This is a genomic window from Streptomyces sp. NPDC102402 (assembly GCF_044765765.1).
Lineage (GTDB): Bacteria > Actinomycetota > Actinomycetes > Streptomycetales > Streptomycetaceae > Streptomyces.
On sequence record NZ_JBIWKR010000011.1, the window covers coordinates 149,824 to 168,446 of the forward strand.

General features: G+C 70.2%; 16 protein-coding genes, 1 tRNA gene and 1 riboswitch. Of the genes, 3 read left to right on the forward strand and 14 right to left on the reverse strand.

The window, feature by feature from the left end; all coding sequences use genetic code 11:
• Positions 1 to 4: 4 nt before the first annotated feature.
• The 4 genes from ACIRJR_RS27660 to ACIRJR_RS27675 form a co-directional block, all read right to left on the reverse strand.
• Positions 5 to 1,315, reverse strand: a complete 1,311-nt coding sequence (locus ACIRJR_RS27660; RefSeq protein ID WP_403785460.1) for a homoserine dehydrogenase — start codon at positions 1,313 to 1,315, stop codon at positions 5 to 7.
• 95 nt (positions 1,316 to 1,410) lie between these two features.
• Positions 1,411 to 2,802 carry a diaminopimelate decarboxylase gene (lysA, locus tag ACIRJR_RS27665; protein ID WP_403785462.1) on the reverse strand — a complete coding sequence of 464 codons (1,392 nt, stop codon included), beginning with the start codon at positions 2,800 to 2,802 and terminating at the stop codon, positions 1,411 to 1,413.
• 25 nt (positions 2,803 to 2,827) lie between these two features.
• Complete coding sequence (nrtL, locus tag ACIRJR_RS27670; protein ID WP_403785464.1) at positions 2,828 to 3,892, reverse strand: ArgS-related anticodon-binding protein NrtL; 1,065 nt, start codon at positions 3,890 to 3,892, stop codon at positions 2,828 to 2,830.
• 79 nt (positions 3,893 to 3,971) lie between these two features.
• Positions 3,972 to 4,406 (reverse strand): response regulator, encoded by a 435-nt coding sequence (locus tag ACIRJR_RS27675; RefSeq protein ID WP_403785466.1) that lies wholly within the window; start codon positions 4,404 to 4,406, stop codon positions 3,972 to 3,974.
• A 173-nt stretch (positions 4,407 to 4,579) separates the two neighbouring features.
• On the opposite strand from ACIRJR_RS27675, the gene ACIRJR_RS27680 reads away from it, so the two are divergent.
• Together ACIRJR_RS27680 and ACIRJR_RS27685 are read left to right on the forward strand one after the other, a co-directional pair.
• Positions 4,580 to 4,651: transfer RNA gene (locus tag ACIRJR_RS27680), tRNA-Arg, on the forward strand.
• A 498-nt stretch (positions 4,652 to 5,149) separates the two neighbouring features.
• On the forward strand, positions 5,150 to 6,958 hold the full coding sequence (locus ACIRJR_RS27685; protein WP_403785468.1) for an ABC transporter permease/substrate binding protein: 1,809 nt from the start codon (positions 5,150 to 5,152) through the stop codon (positions 6,956 to 6,958).
• A gap of 87 nt (positions 6,959 to 7,045) precedes the next feature.
• Here ACIRJR_RS27685 and ACIRJR_RS27690 read toward each other — a convergent pair whose 3' ends face one another.
• Positions 7,046 to 7,921, reverse strand: a complete 876-nt coding sequence (locus ACIRJR_RS27690) for a TauD/TfdA dioxygenase family protein (protein WP_403785624.1) — start codon at positions 7,919 to 7,921, stop codon at positions 7,046 to 7,048.
• A gap of 356 nt (positions 7,922 to 8,277) precedes the next feature.
• Entirely contained in the window at positions 8,278 to 8,418 is a 141-nt protein-coding gene (locus ACIRJR_RS27695; protein WP_403785470.1) for a hypothetical protein, read from the reverse strand.
• A 160-nt stretch (positions 8,419 to 8,578) separates the two neighbouring features.
• On the opposite strand from ACIRJR_RS27695, the gene ACIRJR_RS27700 reads away from it, so the two are divergent.
• Positions 8,579 to 8,758 (forward strand): hypothetical protein, encoded by a 180-nt coding sequence (locus ACIRJR_RS27700; protein WP_403785472.1) that lies wholly within the window; start codon positions 8,579 to 8,581, stop codon positions 8,756 to 8,758.
• Positions 8,759 to 9,595: 837 nt separating this feature from the next.
• Here ACIRJR_RS27700 and ACIRJR_RS27705 read toward each other — a convergent pair.
• The 8 genes from ACIRJR_RS27705 to glyA form a co-directional block, all read right to left on the reverse strand.
• Positions 9,596 to 10,153, reverse strand: coding sequence for a hypothetical protein (locus ACIRJR_RS27705; protein WP_403785474.1), 558 nt, complete (start codon positions 10,151 to 10,153; stop codon positions 9,596 to 9,598).
• Between the two features lie 147 nt (positions 10,154 to 10,300).
• On the reverse strand, positions 10,301 to 11,329 hold the full coding sequence (locus ACIRJR_RS27710; RefSeq protein WP_403785476.1) for a MarR family transcriptional regulator: 1,029 nt from the start codon (positions 11,327 to 11,329) through the stop codon (positions 10,301 to 10,303).
• 402 nt (positions 11,330 to 11,731) lie between these two features.
• Complete coding sequence (locus ACIRJR_RS27715; protein WP_403785478.1) at positions 11,732 to 12,589, reverse strand: hypothetical protein; 858 nt, start codon at positions 12,587 to 12,589, stop codon at positions 11,732 to 11,734.
• A gap of 518 nt (positions 12,590 to 13,107) precedes the next feature.
• Positions 13,108 to 13,839, reverse strand: coding sequence for a hypothetical protein (locus ACIRJR_RS27720; RefSeq protein WP_403785480.1), 732 nt, complete (start codon positions 13,837 to 13,839; stop codon positions 13,108 to 13,110).
• A 45-nt stretch (positions 13,840 to 13,884) separates the two neighbouring features.
• A complete protein-coding gene (locus ACIRJR_RS27725; protein ID WP_403785483.1) occupies positions 13,885 to 14,592 on the reverse strand; it encodes a formylglycine-generating enzyme family protein in 708 nt (235 codons plus the stop codon).
• Between the two features lie 100 nt (positions 14,593 to 14,692).
• Positions 14,693 to 15,652, reverse strand: coding sequence for a D-2-hydroxyacid dehydrogenase family protein (locus ACIRJR_RS27730; protein WP_403785485.1), 960 nt, complete (start codon positions 15,650 to 15,652; stop codon positions 14,693 to 14,695).
• Between the two features lie 77 nt (positions 15,653 to 15,729).
• Entirely contained in the window at positions 15,730 to 16,866 is a 1,137-nt protein-coding gene (locus tag ACIRJR_RS27735) for an NERD domain-containing protein (protein ID WP_403785487.1), read from the reverse strand.
• Positions 16,867 to 17,028: 162 nt separating this feature from the next.
• Positions 17,029 to 18,309: a serine hydroxymethyltransferase gene (glyA, locus tag ACIRJR_RS27740; RefSeq protein WP_403785489.1), complete on the reverse strand. Its 1,281-nt coding sequence runs from the start codon at positions 18,307 to 18,309 to the stop codon at positions 17,029 to 17,031.
• A 39-nt stretch (positions 18,310 to 18,348) separates the two neighbouring features.
• A riboswitch (ZMP/ZTP riboswitch) is annotated at positions 18,349 to 18,471 on the reverse strand.
• Positions 18,472 to 18,623: the final 152 nt, after the last annotated feature.

The window sequence follows — 18,623 nt, forward strand, 5'->3', positions numbered from 1 at the left end:
GTCCTTACTCCCCTTCAACACGCATGATGCTGGCGACACCGCGCACGGTGTCCAGCTTGCGCAGCGCTTCGACGGTCCCGGAGAGGGCGGCGTCGGGCGCGCGGTGGGTGACGACGACGAGGGATGCCTCACCGCCGGTTTCCTGACTGTCCGGCCGGCTCTGCTGGCGGACCGTATCGATGGATACGCCCTGTTCGGCGAAGACCGTCGCGACCTGGGCGAGTACGCCAGGCTTGTCGGCCACGTCGAGACTGATGTGGTAGCGCGTGACGACATCGCCCATGGGGCTGACCGGCAGGCGCGTGTACGCGGACTCACCGGGACCGGTGGTCGCCCCGATGATGTTGCGGCAGACGGCGACGAGGTCGCCGAGGACCGCGGACGCGGTCGGGGCGCCGCCGGCGCCGGGGCCGTAGAACATCAGCTGTCCGGCCGCCTCGGCCTCGACGAAGACCGCGTTGTACGCCTCGCGGACGGAGGCCAGCGGGTGGCTGAGCGGGATCATCGCCGGGTGCACGCGTGCGGTGACGGATTTGCCGTCGGCCGCACGCTCGCAGATGGCGAGGAGCTTGACGGTGCAGCCCATGCGGCGGGCGGACGCGATGTCGGCGGCGGTGACCTCGGTGATGCCCTCGCGGTGCACCTCACCGATCTTCACCCGGGTGTGGAACGCGATCCCCGCCAGGATGGCGGCCTTCGCGGCGGCGTCGAAGCCCTCCACGTCGGCGGTCGGGTCGGCCTCGGCGTACCCGAGGGCGGTGGCCTCGTCGAGCGCCTCGGAGTATCCGGCGCCGCTCGTGTCCATCTTGTCGAGGATGAAGTTGGTCGTGCCGTTGACGATGCCGAGCACCCGGTTGACCTTGTCGCCCGCGAGGGACTCGCGCAGCGGCCGTACGAGCGGGATGGCGCCGGCGACGGCCGCCTCGTAGTAGAGGTCCCTGCCGTGCTTCTCGGCCGCGGCGTGGAGCGCGGAACCGTCCTCGGCGAGCAGCGCCTTGTTGGCCGACACGACGCCCGCGCCGTGCTCGAAGGCGGTCGTGATGAGCGTGCGGGCGGGCTCGATGCCGCCGATGACCTCGACGACGACGTCGATGTCGCCCCGTTTGACCAGGGCGGTGGCGTCGGTCGTGATCAGTGCGGGGTCGATCCCCTCCCGCACCTTGGAGGGCCGGCGGACGGCGACACCGGCGAGCTCGACCGGCGCGCCGATGCGCGCGGCGAGGTCGTCGGCGTGCGTCGTCATGATGCGCGCCACCTCTGAGCCGACCACTCCACAGCCCAGCAGCGCCACTTTCAGCGGACGCGTACGCATCATCCGACCTCGTTTCTCATACTTCTGATGTGTGGACCAGTCTCACTCACCGGACGGGGGTTTCTGCCACCCGTCCGGATTTTGAGATGTAAATTTCATCAGCCGACATCGAGGCGCAGGAGATCTTCCTCCGTCTCGCGCCGGACGATGACCCGCGCCTGCCCGTCACGCACAGCGACGACCGGCGGGCGCAGGGCGTGGTTGTAGTTGCTCGCCATGGAACGGCAGTACGCGCCGGTGGCGGGCACCGCGATGAGGTCACCGGGTGCCAGGTCGGACGGGAGGAACGCGTCCTTGACCACGATGTCACCACTCTCGCAGTGCTTGCCGACGACCCGTACGAGCATCGGCTCGGCGTCGGAGGTGCGCGAGACGAGCGCGACGCTGTACTCGGCGTCGTACAGAGCGGTGCGGATGTTGTCGGACATCCCGCCGTCGACGCTGACGTACGTCCGCAGGCCCTCCAGGGGCTTGATGGTGCCGACCTCGTACAGCGTGAACGCCGTGGGGCCGACGATCGCGCGGCCCGGCTCGACGGAGATGCGCGGGGTCCGGAGGCCGGCGGACTCGCACTCACGGGTCACGATGTCGCTGAGCGCCTTGGCGATCTCGTGCGGCTCGCGGGGGTCGTCGTCGGAGGTGTACGCGATCCCGAGGCCGCCGCCGAGGTCGATCTCGGGGAGCTCGACGCCGTGTTCGTCGCGGACCTCGGCGAGGAGCTGCACGACGCGCCGCGCGGAGACCTCGAAGCCGGCCATGTCGAAGATCTGGGAGCCGATGTGCGAGTGGATGCCGATGAGCTCCAGGCCGTCCAGGGTGAGCGCCCTGCGGACCGCCTCGGCGGCCTGTCCGCCCGCCAGCGCGATGCCGAACTTCTGGTCCTCGTGCGCGGTGGCGATGAACTCGTGGGTGTGGGCCTCGACCCCGACCGTGACACGGATCTGCACGGGCTGGCGGACGCCGAGCCGCTGGGCGATGTGCGAGACCCGGACGATCTCCTGGAAGGAGTCGAGCACGATCCGCCCGACGCCGGCCCCGATGGCCCGCTCGATCTCGGCGACGGTCTTGTTGTTGCCGTGGAAGGCGATGCGCTCGGCGGGCATCCCGGCGTCCAGCGCGGTGGCCAGTTCGCCGCCGGAGCACACGTCGAGGTTCAGCCCCTCCTCCTTGAGCCAGCGCACCACGGCGCGCGACAGGAAGGCCTTGCCGGCGTAGAAGACATCGGCGTCCGCCCCGAAGGCGTCCGCCCAGGCGCGGCACCGCGCCCGGAAGTCGGACTCGTCCAGGAAGTACGCCGGAGTGCCGAACTCCTCTGCGAGCCGGGCGACTTCGATCCCGCCGACGGTGAGCGCACCGTCCGCGTCACGGGTGACGGTGCGGGACCAGACCTTCGCGTCCAGCTCGTTCAGGTCGGTGGCCGGGGCGGTGTAGTGGCCCTCGGGGAGGACGTCGGCGTGACGGGGCCCGGCGGGGTGTGCGGATCGGCTCATCGTTCTGTTCTGCTCTCTTACGGTCTCAGAGGTGTTCGGGCGCGCTGATGCCGAGCAGGGACAGGCCGCCTGCGAGCACCGTCCCGGCGGCTTCGGCAAGGGCCAGCCGGGAGCGGTGGGCGGCCGAGGGTTTCTCGTCGCCGACGGGGAGCACCGGGCAGGCGTCGTGGAAGTCGAAGAAGGCGTGCGCCACCGTTTCGAGGTGCCGGGCGAGCCGGTCGGGCGCCTGGTGACGGGCGGCGGAGGCGAGGACGCCGGGGTGATCGGCGAGTGCGGCGTGCAGAGCGGGCGCGTCGACGTCCTCGTCGTGACCGGGGGTGAAGCCGAGGCGCCCCGCCTCGCGGGTGAGCGCACGGGAGCGGGCGTGGGCGTATCGGACCTGGAACAGCGGATTGGCCTCGCCCTGCACGAGGAGGTCGTCCCCGAGGTGGGCGCGGTCGTGCCCGGCGGGCCTCAGCAGGCCCCAGCGGGTGGCGTCGGCCCCCAGCCGTTCCAGCAGCTCCCCCGCGCTTGCCCCCGCGGGGACGGGCCGGGTCTGCGCGAGCGGGACGGGCGGCCGGCCGTTCGCGTCGACGGCGACGCCGAGCCGCGCCCAGTCGGGGTCGGACGCCTCCTCGCAGGTGACACGCCCCAGGGCACCCTGTGCCCGCAGCAAGCTCATCACCGTGCCCGCCACGACCGCCGCCCGGACCTCGCGGCGGTGGTGGAGCTGGTGGACCTGCCCGGCGCACTCGGCACCCCAGCCGTACCGGAGCCCCTGCTCCAGCACCTGGCGTACGCGTGCCGAACGCGCGGCACCGTCGGAGTCCGCGTCGAGGGTGAAGTTCAGGAAGCCGGGCCCGGTGATCTCGACCCGGCCGATCCCGGGCACTCCCACGACCCGGTCCCGCAGCAGCGCGGCGACCTCCCGCGCCGGGAGGGCGGCGGGGCCGGCCAGCTGCAGCGCCACGGCACAGGCGTAGTCGCCGCTGCCACCCGGGCGTGTCCGCTCCACCCGTACGCGCGCGGGCACCGGCGCGCGCAGGGCATCCTCGTCGACCGCGCGGCGCACAGCGTGCAGCACGGTCCGGGAGAGATCTGCGGGGGTCACGGGACAAGCGTAGGGGAGGAAGGGGGGCGCTCCGCCAACCGGTTTCGCCATACGGGCAGCGCTCCGGACGGCCGCACGGTCAGCCGGCGGCGCTCCCGGCCGTCCCCGCGCCGTGCCTGCCCTCGAAGGGCTCCGGATCCTCCCGGTGCAGGAGCCGGCGCACCATGCGCACCAGCTCGCTCGGCTCGAACGGCTTGGCCAGGAAGGCGTCGACCCCGACGGCCGAACCGGAGTCCGCGTCGGGGGGCGTGCACGCGCTGATGACGGCGACGGGCAGATGGCCGGTCCGGGGGTCGGCGCGCAGCCGGGCCGCGGTCTGTATCCCGTCGAGCCTGGGCATCACCACATCGAGGGTGATCACATCCGGGCAGACCTCGTGCACCAGGTCCAGGCACTCGACGCCATCGGCCGCGGTCACGACCTCGAAGCCCTCCAGCTCGAGATTGACCCTGATCAGCTGCCGGATGACCTTGTTGTCGTCCACAACAAGCACGCGGCCGTACGCCCCTGACACCCTTCGAGGGTAGGTCGAGCGGAGTGGCTGCGTCCGGGTTTTGCCCACTTCCGCCCCGGCGGAGCCGGGGGCGCCAGCCGCATGTGGATGCCGACGACGCGGAAATACCCGTTCCCGGACACCCCGCCGGAGCTGGTAGGGTTTCACTCGTCGCCGCCAAGCGCAGCGACATCGCCCCCGTAGCTCAGGGGATAGAGCATCGGCCTCCGGAGCCGGGTGCGCAGGTTCGAATCCTGCCGGGGGCACTTTCCGGAAAGACCTTCTGATCAGTGGAGACACTGAGCAGGGGGTCTTTTTCATGTCCACCGGAAGCCCGGGAGCTGAGGGACGTGCGATGCACCTGCGAGCGCGTCCGAACGAAAGCTTCGCCATCCGTTTGTCTCTTTGAACACTGGGTAGCCGCAGCCCGAATCACCCTGTCCGGGCGCGGACGCCCTTCGGGCGGCCGGCGCGGATGGCACGGCAGCATGCCAGGATCCGGCTGCCAGGACACATGACCGCCCGGCTGAGGCACCGCTACGGCCACGCGCCGCGCGCATCCGCATGTCCCACACCGCCGAGGGGCTGGGCGCCCCCATGTCTCTTTCGCCGGGTCTCAGGACAACGCGAAAGGCACACGTGACCAGGCTGACAACAGAGCCCCCAGGCAGGTACAGCACCTTCGGTGAGGGAGCTGGGCGACCTGCACGCGGGCCAGGCCCTGCCGGAGCTGACGGACACCGGTGCGATGAAGGCGGTAAGCCGTGATCAGGCTCGAGATAGGTGCCGGTGTCAACAGCGCGGTCGAGTTCCTGGAAGCTCGCCTCCCCTGGCTTTTCGACTCCCTGCACTCCGTCGGCCAAGGCCTGTACGACGGGGTGTACTTCGTCATGTCGGGCCCCGACGCGCTGGTGATGGGCGCGATCCTCGCGCTGATCGCCTGGTGGCTGCGGGGCGTGGTGGCCGCCGTCCTCGCTTCCGCGGGCTTCTTTCTCGTCAACTCGATCGAGTTGTGGGACAAGGCGATGCAGACGCTGTCGCTTCTCGTCGTGGCGGCCACGATCACCATGGTGATCGCCGTCCCCCTCGGCATCTGGGCGGCCCGGAACAAGTCGGTGAGTTCGGCCCTCCGGCCGGTTCTCGACTTCATGCAGACGATGCCGGCCTTCGTCTACCTGGTCCCCGGCATCACCTTCTTCGGGGTGGGCGTGGTGCCCGGCATCGTGGCCACCATCATCTTCGCGATGCCGCCGGGCATCCGGATGACCGAGCTCGGCATTCGGCAGGTGGACGAGGAGCTGGTGGAGGCGGCGGAAGCGTTCGGAGCCCCTCCGCGTGCCATTCTGCTGCGCGTACAGCTGCCGCTGGCCCTGCCGACCATCATGGCCGGCGTCAACCAGATCATCATGCTCTCCCTGTCCATGGTGGTCATCGCGGGCATGGTCGGCGCCGACGGTCTGGGTACCGTCGTCTTCCAGGCCATCAGCTCGGTGGACATCGGCCTCGGCTTCGAGGCGGGTCTCGCCGTGGTCATCCTCGCCATGTACCTCGACCGTATGACCGGTGCGCTGAATCAGCGCATCTCGCCTCTCGGTCGCCGTGCGCTGGCCAAAGCGGCCTCCCTCCGGGCGGGAAAGGCCCTGCGGTGGAGGCCCAACACGGCGTTCGCGGGTATAGGTGTGCTGGTCCTCGCACTGCTCGCCGGCGGCCTGCAGTTCGTCTCCGGTCCGGACGACGAGGGCCGGGACGTGGACGAGAAGAACCTGGGGAAGGAGGCAGGCGCGGCTCCCAGCATCGGCTATTTCCCGTGGGACGAGGACGTGGCCGTCACCTACCTGTGGAAGAACGTTCTGGAGCGGCGCGGATACAAGCCCAGCATCCACCAGTACGACGTCGGGTCGATGTTCACCGCGATGGCCGGCGGCCAGGTCGATGTGGAGTTCGACGCCTGGCTCCCCAATGCTCAGAAGCAGTACTGGGACAAGTACAAAAACGACCTCGTCGACATCGGTCCGTGGTACGACGAGACCACGCTCGAAGTGACGGTGCCCAGCTATGTCAAGGGCATCGACTCGATGGCGGACCTCAAGGGCAGGTCGAAGGAGTTCGGCGGCAGGATCATCGGCATCGAGCCCGGGACCGGCCAGATGAACCTGCTCAGGAACGAGGTGCTGCCCGGCTACGGGCTCGACAAGGAGTACAAGGTCACCGACGGCAGCTCCCCCAGCATGATCCTGGAGCTGCAGCGTTCGCTGCGCAAGCGCGAACCGGTGGCGGTCGTCCTGTGGTCGCCGCACTGGGCGTACAGCAAGTACGAGTTGACCAAGCTCAAGGACCCCAAGAAGCTGTGGGGCGAGGTGAACGAGATCCGCTCGCTCGGCCACAAGTCGTTCCCGGAGAAGTTCCCCGAGTTCCACGGCTGGCTCAAGGACTGGCACATGTCGGAGGAGCAGCTCGGGGACCTGGAGGCGGCCATCCAGGACGAAGGCACCGGCCATGAGGAAGCGGCCGTGGAGAAGTGGATCGCCGAGAACCCGGGCGTGGTCGACAAGATGGCGCCGCTCTCCCCCTGACCGGGGCGTACGGTGACGACCCGGCGGGCGCGGAGACGCGCCCGCCGTCCGGCGGTCGCCGGTCGCCGATCGCTGGTCGCTGGTCGCTCAGAAGGGGCGGTCCCCGGCGATGGCGACCCGCTCGGCGACCCGCGGGTGCGGGCCGTAGTCGTTCACGGCGTAGTGCTGGGTCGCCCGGTTGTCCCAGAAGGCGACGTCGCCCGGCTGCCAGCGAAAACGCACCTGGTACTCGGGTACGTGCGCCTGCTGGAAGAGGAAGCGCAGCAGTCGGTCGCTCTCCGCCCGGTCGATACCGACGATCCGGGTCGTGAACGAGGTGTTCACGAACAGCATCCGCCGCCCCGACTCCGGGTGCGTACGCACGACCGGATGCTCGACCGGCGGGAACGCCTCCTGGTGGGGCGCGAGTTCCTCGGGCCCGTAGAAGCGTGCGAAACCGGGGATGAAGTCGTGGACGGCGCTCGCCCCGTCGATGCGGTCCTTCACGTCCTGCGGCAGGTTGTCGTACGCGGCAGCCATGTCCGCCCACATGGTGTCGCCCCCCAGCGGGGGCACTTCGCGCAGTTGCAGGACGGCGCCGAGAGCCGGACGCTCGCGGAAGGTGACGTCCGTGTGCCAGACGTTCTCGAACGTCTTCGGCGCCCCCGCCGACTTGTCGAAGCGGACGACGTCCTCGCTGTCTCCCCTGGCCAGCAACGGGTTGACCTCCAACTCGCCCCAGTGGCGGGCGAAGTCTCGCTGGGCGGCCGAGGTGAGGTTCTGCCCCCGGAAGAAGAGCACCTTCCACTCCAGCAGGGCACGGTTCAGCTCTTCGCGCAGGGCCGGCTCCAACGGCCGGGAGAGGTCGGCGCCGTGGATCTCCGCGCCGATCGTGCGGCCCTGGGGGACGACGTCGAAGAGGGTGTACGGGCGCGCCTCCGCATCAGCCGGCAGCCGTTCCAGGACACGGTGCCCTTCGTACATGCCGTCCTGCGGAATGCGTGCCTCACGCAGGACGGGCGGAGTGGAGAAGGAGCTGTCGGCGGCCGTGGCTGTCGCGTTCGGGGAAGCAATGCTGGTCATACGGTTCCTCCTTGGCGGAGAGCGAGCCGCCGTGGGCTCCGGTGGGCGGGCGGGCACCCGAGGGGACGGGTTGGACCCGCGACAGCGGCCGAGGCCTCCGGCGGTGCGATGAGGTGGGCCGTTCACGCCCGCGCCGCGTGCCTGCGGGGCAGGGTGCGGGACACAGTGGGTCCGTGAAGGGCCGGGGAGAGGTAACACCGGTGCTACCGGGTTCTCGGCTTCGTCTCGCGAGGCGGCCGAGTGGAGATGACGCCTCGTCAGCGCGAGTGGACGCCGATGCGCACCGGCGGCGAGCCGATACGGCCGCGGCGTCGCAGACAGGTGGTGGACCGAGGAGCACACTCGCCGCGAGGCCCCGTCATCCGCAGGGCGACGGTGGTCAGCGAGTAGGGGGTCATGTCCCGCATTGTGTGCCGCCCCCGCCGACGCGGTCAAGCCCGCCCCGCCACCGTGCGTGTGCGACGCCTTCGCCAGGGATCAGGCGAGCCGCTCCCGACCGGGGTTCCGGCCCTCATGGCGCCGAGGAGCAGGAATGGCGGACAGCCGGTATCCATACCGGTGGAAACCGGTAACCGGGACTTCAACTTCTCCAAAAACGTCAATGAGAACTGGTTCTACGCGGTCGGTGCCACCAGATCGAACGTTACCGGGGTGGTCACCGTCGTGCCGGACGCAAGTGGTGAGCCCAAGGTCGGTCTCGACTATCAGGCCAATGCCTGGGACCGCTACAACTGGTGAAGCGCTGGACGAACACGCTCACGGTGACTGGAGCGTGGCGGCCGACCGGGATGGGCGGTGATGTCATGTGCCCAATCTGGCGGCACGTCCGGACAGCACACCAGCAGTGACCCGCGTACTCCGTGTCAGCGTACGCACGGGCACCGTGGACCAGTTGATTCCCTGTGATCGCGGACCGCCGCATCGTGGTCGGCGAATTCGTCGAGCATGTCCTGCGAGAACCGACCGCCGAGGAACTGCCTCAGCTCGCCGAAGCGGGCGCCCGTTCCCCATGCGTACGGGGCGTGGCCGGCAAAGGCACCCGGCCTCGGCAGTGAGCCTCGGTCGCGCTCCCTGGGCCGGCCAGTGGTGCATTTCCTGCTCGTCGCGTGTGACGACCTGCCGGGTACACCACTGAGCCTGAGGGTCGTCCCGCACATGACGGCCAGATGCTACGGAGTGCCCTGCGGGCTCGTACGCAGGTCGAGGCTTACCTTCTGCCCGACTTGATCCATGGCCATTTGACGGTACAGACCACGATGGGCGCGAGGAGCATGACCAGCATCCACAATCCCACGCTTGCTGGCGAGTAGATGTAGTACTGCCACTGCTCGGGCAGGGCCGACGGTGCGAGTAGGAGCGCGACCAGCGCGGCCCATGTGACCAGCACTGCTGCTGCCATGCGCGCTGCGGCCACCCCTGTCAGTCCCCTCGACGGCTGCTCGTCTCTTCGGATCGCATGATAGGGCCGCCGAGATGATCTCACCGTGGCTGGAGTGATCACGGCGCAGTCTGTTCTCACGACGTCGGTGATCCGGTTGGTGCTGCAGCGTGGCAGAACGGGCGCGCGGGAAATCCTCAGTCAGTCGTGAAGCTCCAGAAGATGCCGACTTCCGTGGCGGAGACAGCGATCACACCACAGTCCATAACGTGGCTGGTGAAGCCCTCGTATACCCCCTCTCGACGAAGCATGTCGGCATGGGGATTCTCGCGCGCCGACACCGCATTGGTGAAGAACACCGCGTCTGCTCCGAACCTCTCCAGGATCACTCGCGCGTGAGAGAACAGCTCAGCCTCTCTCGCATCGAAATCCTGAATGTCCTCCGTCTGGAACCACTCTCCCTGGAGAGTGACCATGATTTGCTCGGCCCCGCTCCTCGCCACAGGGAAAGCCGCATCGATGTCGCCCGGCGTGACAGCACCGAACGGGCCGTCCGAGCCCGCACCGTAACTGCTCCCTGCTGGCGCCATGACAATCCTGCGCCAGCCACGCGGGTCGTCTGTCCGAAGACGCATCACGTCGAGGGCATCCAGTCGCCAGTCATCGCATCTCCGCGCTCCCACAGCTGCGAACATGCCCTCCCCGAAAACTGCCCTCAGGGAGCGGTTCCATGAGACATCGTCAATCTGCGCCATGGCCCGTGCCTCAGCTTTCAGGAGTGTGCACTACGGGTGCCGAGTCTTGCCGGTAGGCGTAGAAGCAGGAACAGTGAACGGAGGACCACTTTCTGGCCGGCGCGCGGGCAGCCGGTCACGGGCAGCCGCAGTCCACTGCGCGAGGGTTCACGGCGTGCGCATCAGGTTGCGGAGGCTCGCGACGAGGGCCGGGACGTCGCGTTCGACCTCGTCAGCCTCTGCGCCATCGGGTGATTCCGCCGGCTGGGGCGTGGTGCCACAGGGACGGCAGAGGCCGTCCGGGAGCGCTTCGGCCGGGCCGGGGCGGCCGCATTCGGTGCACTCGACCAGGAGACCGCGGACGGGCTTGCCTGGCGCGCCCCGGGTCGGTGCGGGTTCCGCGGGGAGGCGGGGCGGCATCTTGTCGATGAGGCGACGGCGTACCAGGCCGACGGGGGAACCGACCCCCTCAGGAAGCCCGGCGATGAGCGCCGAGGTCAGGTAGTCGGCACTCACACCGCGCGCGAACCAGGCGGCAGCCAGGGGCTCCAGGGCGGTGCAGTCGGCGGCCGAGAGCGGCAGGCGGGGTTCGCGGCGGCCGACTTCGGCCAGGGCGAGGTAGGCGGGGGACGGCGCCTCGGCCGGGCCTGGGGCGCCTGTACCCGGTGCGCCTTCCGGAGCCGGGGACGGCGGCGGCGGGTTCGGGGAGGGGGACGGCGTGATGTCCGCCTGCGCGGTGCGCTGACGGGGCACGATCGGCTGGGCGGAGAGTGCGGGCGCCTGCTCCGGGGCGGCTGCTCCGCCGGCGAGCCTGGCGGCCCACCACTCGTTGTCGTGGGCGGTGCGTGACCAGTAGGTGAGCGTCACCCACCGGCACTGGCCGCCCCCTTCGACCCGGCAGCGCACGCGGCGCAGATGCCCGGCCACGGCGAGGGCGCGCAGGGCGGTCCCGATGGCCATCTGGCCGTACAGAGGCAGGTCCTTGGCCAGCGACTTGATGTCCATGGCGGCGCCGTCGGGCAGGTGGTCGACATACCCGGCGACGTAGCGTTCGCGCTCCGGCAGGTGGGCGAAGTCGTCCCGGTGCGCTTGGTGCCGGCCGGGGACGGACTGCTTGCCGTAGCCGGTGTGGGCCCTGCGGTACGGGCCCGAGGATGCGGGGGCGGGCAGCGCGGAGCTAGGGTGCTGGATAACCACGAGATCGTCCTTCTTGGGTAATCGATCTTGGGTCAGACCCCGGCCGGTGCTGCTAACACCGCGTCGGGGTCGTCTCGTTGTGGGCACCGTAAGCAGCCGCGACTCTCCGCTGCAACCTGATCACGATTAGTCATACTTGCTGGCCGTGACGGGGTGGGAAGGGAGGGGAGGTTCCCCTAAAGCCCTTACCTACCTCCCGGATGAACAACACGGCTCGAATCCCGGAGCCCGGACCTCGGCCCTCGAAACCCGAAGCTCAAGCGTCGGCCCGGGACCCCTCGCCGGACCCCCGAACGAGTGAGAAGGGCTCCACGAATCTCGAACCCCGAGATTCGAGACCCGAGCGCCGAAAGCACAGCCACGACGGCTCCCGGCCGCCCCGCCCAGGGCCTGAGCCGCGGCCTACCGGCGCTTCAGCACACGCCATTCACGGCCCGGCTTCGGGATCTTCGCCTCGTCAGCGGCTGGGCGGTCCTCGTCCTGGATGACCTCACCCACGATGACCTGGCCCCCGACCGGCTTGGCGAGGTCCAGGCCGGAAAGGTGCGCCTTGAGCCTTCTGGACATGGGGCGGAAGGTCGCGTAGGTGAGCCCGCCTGACACCGCGGCCCCGACGAGGGGAATCGCCTTCGAGACGGACTTGGCGAAGGTCTGCTTGGTCATCTCGACGCCGAGGTACTGAGCGATCTTCTTCACGACGGGGTAGACGACACCCTTCGTCAGTGCCTGCTGGGGCAGCTTCTTGGCGACCTGCTCGGCTACAGCCTCCGCCACCTTCCCCACAGCGGCGTTCGCGGACTGGGTCCCGAACATCACTCCGAAGAAGAGCGTGAGCACTGACTTGGTCGCATCGTCGAGCTCGTCCTTGTCGACCGAGAACAGATCGGGCCAGCTGTAGAGGTAGGCGAGCTTCTGCGCGACGCGGAGCATGTGGGCGACGTACTGGGCCAGATCGGCCGGCACGGTGGCAGGCAGGGCCAGGGCTCCAGGGAGCCCGGCAGCCGCGGAGAGCGCGCTCACCTTGGCGGTCTCGTAGCGGATGGAGTCGTTGGCCACCTTGTCCAGAACGTCGAGCGGGATACCAGCCGCCGCTGGGTTCTCCTCCATCGCCCGGCGCAGTTGATCCTCCGGGCAATGACGGGCCAACGCCGTCCGGAGGTACGCCTCCCGGTCGATCCGCACGCCCGGAAGCCTTGCCGCACCGGCCAGGAGAGCGGAGAAGCGCGACTCCGCGTTCTCGCCCATTTCGCTCGTGACCATGCCAAGAACGTACAGCAGACGGGTGACTCGTATCCCTCGAACCGGTCCTTGCGATCACGGTGGCAGGCGTGGCGGAGCCCGGGAGTCGTATCCAGCTCCCGGGCCCCTGGGGTTGCCACCCAATTGCGCGTGCCAGCGCCGTTTAAGAGTGCGGATCAGTCGTCATACCATCGCGTTCTTCCATTGAACTACCGCGCCGCGAAGAGGCGCAGGCCGGATTCGAACCAGCATTCAAAGGTGTTCGTCCGTACTCGGTCGGTCTGGCAGTCGGCGGCGATACTGAATCTGGAGCGAGAGTCTGAGATTGATCGCGGGTGCCTCTGCCATGTTGGGCCACCCCGGCAGGTGGTGCCGGGGGGAGGACTCGAACCTCCACCGTTACCGCGTCTTCAGGCTGAACGTTCAGTTTCAGCTTGCGCTCATCACACGGGGCGGACCTCATTCCGCCTCGTGCAGGGTGCGCAGCCCCCACGGCATTGGCGCGGGGGCGTTCTGGGGGTGCCGCCTCACGTCCGGCGTCAGCCGAACAGGTAGCCGAACACCGCGTCCCCGACCCTCCGGTCGGTGACCTCGGCGCCGTTGGCCTCCTCGCGGGCGAACTTCACCGCGTGCTGGAGCTTCTCGACCCGCTCCAGGAGCTCGTTCACCCGTCGTGCCGGAAGGGCTCCGGAGAATTTCACGGTCGTCCAGTACCCGATGGGCACGTCCTCGTAGTACACGTCGACCTGCGCCGGGTGCTTCTCCGTCGCCTCGGCCTTGACGTGGTTGCGGGGGACCTTCTTCGTACGGATCGTGCGGACCGGGTCGGTCTTCCACCAGTCCGTGGACGGGTCGAGCGACCAGGACTCGGAGGCGTCGAGCACCGGCAGCTTCTTCACGAAGGTGTGCAGGTCGGTGAGCTGCTTCTCCAGGAACAGGAGGTAGCTGACCGGGACCTCGGGGACGACGACCCGTCCGTCGACGGACACGTCCGCGCGGGCGGTGCAGTTGGCCCAGTCCTTGGTGGCGGTCACGTCGAACAGCCGGGTCAGCGAGGCGGCCATCTCACGCACCACGTCCTCGGCCTTGACCTGTACGCGCGTGGACTCGGGCGGAAGCTGCTCGCCCTCCTCGTCCTTCGGCTGGTACGTACGCGAGATGCCGGCCAGCGGCACGGGCTTCTGCACCTTGTGGTGGGCCGCGGTGATGTCCTGGAGCGACTTGCTCTTGACACCCTTCTCCACGGCGATGATCTGGTTGAGCTTCGTCACTTCGCCCCCTTCGAGTGATCAGGAACGTAGCGCACCCGGTATCGGTCAGTCGCGCGATTTCTCGGTTCCCACGCCCCTCGGGCTCCGGGCCATCCGGAAACCGAGGTCGTCGATCGCGAAGGTGGGGTGGCTGCGACGGCGCACCGTGGCGCCGCAGCCGCGCTCCGCCTCGGCCCAGCCACCGCCGCGGAAGGTGCGGTAGGCACCGTAGACCTCCTCGTCGTAGAGGTCCCAGCACCACTCCCAGACGTTGCCCAGCATGTCGTACAGCCCCCAGGCGTTCGGGGTCCTGCCGCCGACGTCGTGGAGCCGGCCGTCCGAGTTCTCCTCGTACCAGGCGATGGCGTCGAGCTCGCCGTAGCGGTAGCCGGTGGTGCCCGCCTTGCACGCGTACTGCCACTCCGCCTCCGTGGGCAGGCGGTAGCCGTCGGCGGCCGGGTCGCGGGTGACCTCACCGCTCCGCGCGTCGTGGGAGTAGACCGGGGTCAGTCCGGCGCGGGACGAGAAGCTGTTGCACAGGTCGACGGCGTCGAGCCAGCTGACGTTCGTCACGGGCAGGGCGTGGGACACGGCGGGATCGGGGGCCGTGTCCGTGAGGGCCCAGTACTGGCCGAGGGTGACGGGGAGGCGGGCGAGCAGGAAGGACTCGACGGTCTCCTGCCACTGCGCTCCGCGGCGGTCGTCACGGAGGTCGACGGTGCCGGCGGGCATCCGGAGCATGCCGGCGGCCGTCTCGTCGTCGAGCAGGCTCACGCGGGGACCTCCCTGTCCGGGGGCCGAAGTGCCCCTGCGCTCAGGCTACTTCGGTCTGCGCATGACCGCCGGTGAACCTGGCTCCCGCGACGGCACCGTCTCAGCCGAGCCTGCGCACGGGCTTCCCGTCCAGGTAGGCGCGGATGTCCTCGACCGCGTCCCCGTAGTACGCGGCGTAGTTGGCCTGCGACACGTAGCCCAGGTGCGGTGTGGCCAGGAGGCGGGGCGCGCTGCGCATCGGATGGTCCCCGGGAAGCGGTTCGATGTCGAACACGTCGATGCCGGCGCCTGCGATGGCCCCTCGGCGCAGGACGTCGAGCAGCGCGTCCTGGTCGACGATCGCCGCCCGCGAGGTGTTGACGAGATAGCTGCCGGGCCGCATCAGCGCGAGCTCCTTCGCACCGAGCAGGCCGCGGGTGCGGTCGCTCAGCACCAGGTGGACGGAGACGAAGTCGCTGGTCTCCAGGAGCTCTTCCTTGGACGCGATGAATCCCGCCCCGGCCTCCTCCGCCCGCTCCGCGGTCAGGTTCTCGCTCCAGGCCACCACGTCCATGCCGAAGGCCCGGCCGACCGCGGCGACCCTGCCGCCGATCTTCCCCAGTCCGAGGATCCCGAGCCTGCGCCCGTACAGGTCGGCTCCGACGGTGGACTGCCAGGGGCCGCCCTCGCGGAGGGAGTTGGCCTCGGCCACGAGTCCCCGCGCCAGCCCGAGCAGCAGCGCCCAGGTGAGCTCGACGGGCGGGGTCGCGGTACTCGCCGTGCCGCAGACCGTGATCCCGTGCCGTTCGGCGGCGGCGTGGTCGATGGACGCGTTGCGCATGCCCGAGGCGACGATCAGTCTGAGCCGGGGCAGCCGCTCGATCAGGGTCGCGGGGAACGGCACACGCTCCCTGAGGGTGACCACGATGTCGAACTCGGCCAGCCTCGCGCCCAGTTCGTCCTCGGTCGCGCAGTGATCGGCGAAGCCGACCACCTCGACGTCGTCAGCGACGGGGGACCAGTCCGCGGCGGTGCCCGCCACGGACTGGTAGTCGTCGAGCACGGCGCAGCGGAGTTTCATGGCGGCTTCCCCTTCGGCGACGGCACCGCGGCGTCGCCGCCGCGGCACCACGAAATCTACCGGCAGGGCCCAGGGGGTCACGTCTCCAGCCAGGCCTCCCCGTTCCGTGCGACGTCGTAGACCCGCTCCACCTGCGTGGGGGTCAGTACGCCGGTCAGGGGTGCGAGCGCGGACAACTGACGCTCGCGGCAGACACGGACGCCGGGAGGGGTGTCCGCCACGTCCAGGGCGGTGACCCCGGTGAACACCAGCACGGTCTGTACGGGCACGTCGAAGGCGCAGTACGCCTCCAGCACCGCCCGGGCCCCGCGGGCGCCGGGTCCGTCGTCGAGGGCGTACGGCTGCGGGGTGCCGTCGCCGGTCCGCAGGGTGCCGTCCCCGATCCGTACCGACGCCCCGGGCCGGTGGTCCGTGCTCACCGCGAAGACCCCTCCGGGCCCGATCAGCAGGTGCCCGATCTCCGTGCCGTCCGGAAGCGGGACGGAGTGCAGGACCCGCCAGCCGTGGCGGGTCAGGCGCTTCAGTTCGGCCCCGACCCTCCGCTCCCCCGCGAGGGCGCCACGGCGAGGATCGGCGTCCCGGTGCCGCCGCAGGGCCCCGGTCGCCGCCCGTACGAGCGCCCCCGCCCCGGACTCGCCGAGCTGTTGCCGGAGTGCGGCGCCCGGCCGCCGCGGAGCGAGGTCGCTCGCGGGGGTCAACGCGGGCAGGACGTCCGGGCGGCGACGCCCCCCGGGCTCGGGCACCGCCACCCGGTCCGGCACGGCCACCGGCTCGGACACGGCCGCCGCCACCGGCTCGGACACGGCCACCGACGCGGCCGCCGGCGCGGGCGGCTGATCAGGGACCGCCGTACGCGCCGGAACGGGCGCGGCCACCGGTTCCGGTACCTCAGCGGTGACGGGCTCCGGCTCCCTCACGGCGCCTCTCTTCCGCATCCCCCGCATGGGCGGGATCCGCGGGACCGCAGGCGGCGCGGGCATGGCCGGCAGCCCCGCCCGGCCCTCCTCGCCGACGACGGGCTCCCCGACGAGCGCCGGCAGGTCCGGGACCTGCCGGGCGAGCGCGTCGGTCACGGCGTCGCGGTAGCGCGGGTGCAGGACCGTGATCGTGCCGCTGCCCCGGTCCGCCCACCCGATCGCGGTGCCGTCCGGCAGATTCACGTAGAGCCGGTCGTGCCCGAAGAGCTGCCATGACGTGACCTTGAGATCCTGCATCGTGCCCCCTCTGTTCACCCCTCCGGCATCCTTGCTCCCCCAGCCTGTACGGCGGTTCGCCCTCCGCACAGGGCGCAGAGCGGGCGCGCGGAGTCGGGAGCACGGCGTTCCGGAGCAGTCCGGGTCCGGTGTGCCCCCGGACGGACTGCTCCGGCGCCCCGGTCAGACCAGGGGGAGGCCCGGCGCCGGATAGGCGTCCATCATGGTCCTCACTTCGTCCCGGACCTTGGAAATCGTCGTTTCATCACCTGTACGAGCGGCGTCGACCACGAGATCGATCCACTGCGCGACCGCTCCCATCTCGGAGGCGGGGATGCCCCGGGACGTCAGGGCGGGGGTTCCGATGCGGATGCCTGACGGGTCGAAGGGCTTCCGGGGGTCGTACGGGACGGTGTTGTGGTTGACGACGATCCCCGCGCGGTCGAGCGCCTTGGCCGCGATCTTCCCGGAGACCCCCTTGGCGGTGAGGTCGGCCAGCAGCAGGTGGTTGTCCGTACCGCCGGACACGAGGTCGAAGCCGCGTGCGGCCAGTTCCTCGCCCAGCGCGCGGGCGTTGGCGACGACCTGGTGGGCGTACGCGGCGAAGTCCGGCCCCGCCGCCTCCTTCAGCGCGACCGCGATGGCGGCGGTGGTCTGGTTGTGCGGACCTCCCTGGAGTCCGGGGAAGACCGCGCGGTCGACGGCCCTGGCGTGCTCGGCCCGGGTGAGCAGCATCGCGCCGCGCGGCCCGCGCAGGGTCTTGTGGGTGGTGGTGGACACCACGTCGGCGTGGAGGGCGGGCGAGGGGTGCGCGCCCCCGGCGATCAGCCCCGCGATGTGGGCGACATCGGCCACCAGCACCGCTCCCACCTCACGGGCGATGTCGGCGAACCCCGCGAAGTCGATCACGCGGGGCACGGCGGTCCCCCCGCAGAAGATCAGCTTGGGCCGCTCGGCGCGGGCCAGGTCGCGCACCTCGTCCAGGTCGATGCGCCCTGTGTCGCGCCGCACCCCGTACCGCACACCGCGGAACCACGTGCCGGTGGCCGAGACCCCCCAGCCGTGGGTGAGGTGCCCGCCCATCGGCAGCGACATCCCGAGGACGGCGTCGCCGGGCTGGAGGAACGCCATGTAGACGGCGAGGTTCGCCGGCGAACCGGAGTACGGCTGGACGTTGGCGTGCTCCATCCCGAACAGCGCCTTGGCGCGCTCGACGGCGAGGGTCTCCACCTGGTCGATGACCTGCTGGCCCTCGTAGTAGCGCTTGCCGGGGTAGCCCTCGGAGTACTTGTTCTGCAGGACGGTTCCGGACGCCTCCAGCACTGCGGAGGACACGTAGTTCTCACTGGGGATCAGGCGCAGGGTGTCCGCCTGGAGCCGCTCCTCGGCGTTCACCAGGGCGGCGAGCTCCGGATCGGCGGCGGTGAGGGCGGGACGGCGGTCATCGGACGGCTGTACGGCCACGGGGTTCCTCCCGGGTCGGTCGCACGGGGCGACATGGACCCGGATTGCCCAGGCGGACGGCCCTCCGGCGATGACGCCCCGGGCACGCCCGGAGTGTGCCGCTCCCTCGTGGTCGTTTCCACGGAGCACCCTGCCGGGTACGCGCCAGTCGCGGCACTGCGCACCCTACTGCGAGGCGGCGCGTTCCGACACCGTGCGGTGCTCCCGCGCCGATCCATGCATCCCACACCAAAATGGATTCAACGTCCGCAAGGATGCGTGAAGGGGCATGAAACCGGGCAGCTACCCGGGGACCTGACGGGGTTCGACGGTGG

Excerpts from the sequence above, each read along its gene's own strand:
- ACIRJR_RS27660 (WP_403785460.1), bottom strand. The coding sequence starts at position 1,315 with ATGATGCGTACGCGTCCGCTGAAAGTGGCGCTGCTGGGCTGTGGAGTG.
- lysA (WP_403785462.1), bottom strand. The coding sequence starts at position 2,802 with ATGAGCCGATCCGCACACCCCGCCGGGCCCCGTCACGCCGACGTCCTC.
- ACIRJR_RS27690 (WP_403785624.1), bottom strand. The coding sequence starts at position 7,921 with ATGTACGAAGGGCACCGTGTCCTGGAACGGCTGCCGGCTGATGCGGAG.
- ACIRJR_RS27695 (WP_403785470.1), bottom strand. The coding sequence starts at position 8,418 with ATGACCCCCTACTCGCTGACCACCGTCGCCCTGCGGATGACGGGGCCT.
- ACIRJR_RS27705 (WP_403785474.1), bottom strand. The coding sequence starts at position 10,153 with ATGGCGCAGATTGACGATGTCTCATGGAACCGCTCCCTGAGGGCAGTT.
- ACIRJR_RS27715 (WP_403785478.1), bottom strand. The coding sequence starts at position 12,589 with ATGGTCACGAGCGAAATGGGCGAGAACGCGGAGTCGCGCTTCTCCGCT.
- ACIRJR_RS27730 (WP_403785485.1), bottom strand. The coding sequence starts at position 15,652 with ATGAAACTCCGCTGCGCCGTGCTCGACGACTACCAGTCCGTGGCGGGC.
- ACIRJR_RS27735 (WP_403785487.1), bottom strand. The coding sequence starts at position 16,866 with ATGCAGGATCTCAAGGTCACGTCATGGCAGCTCTTCGGGCACGACCGG.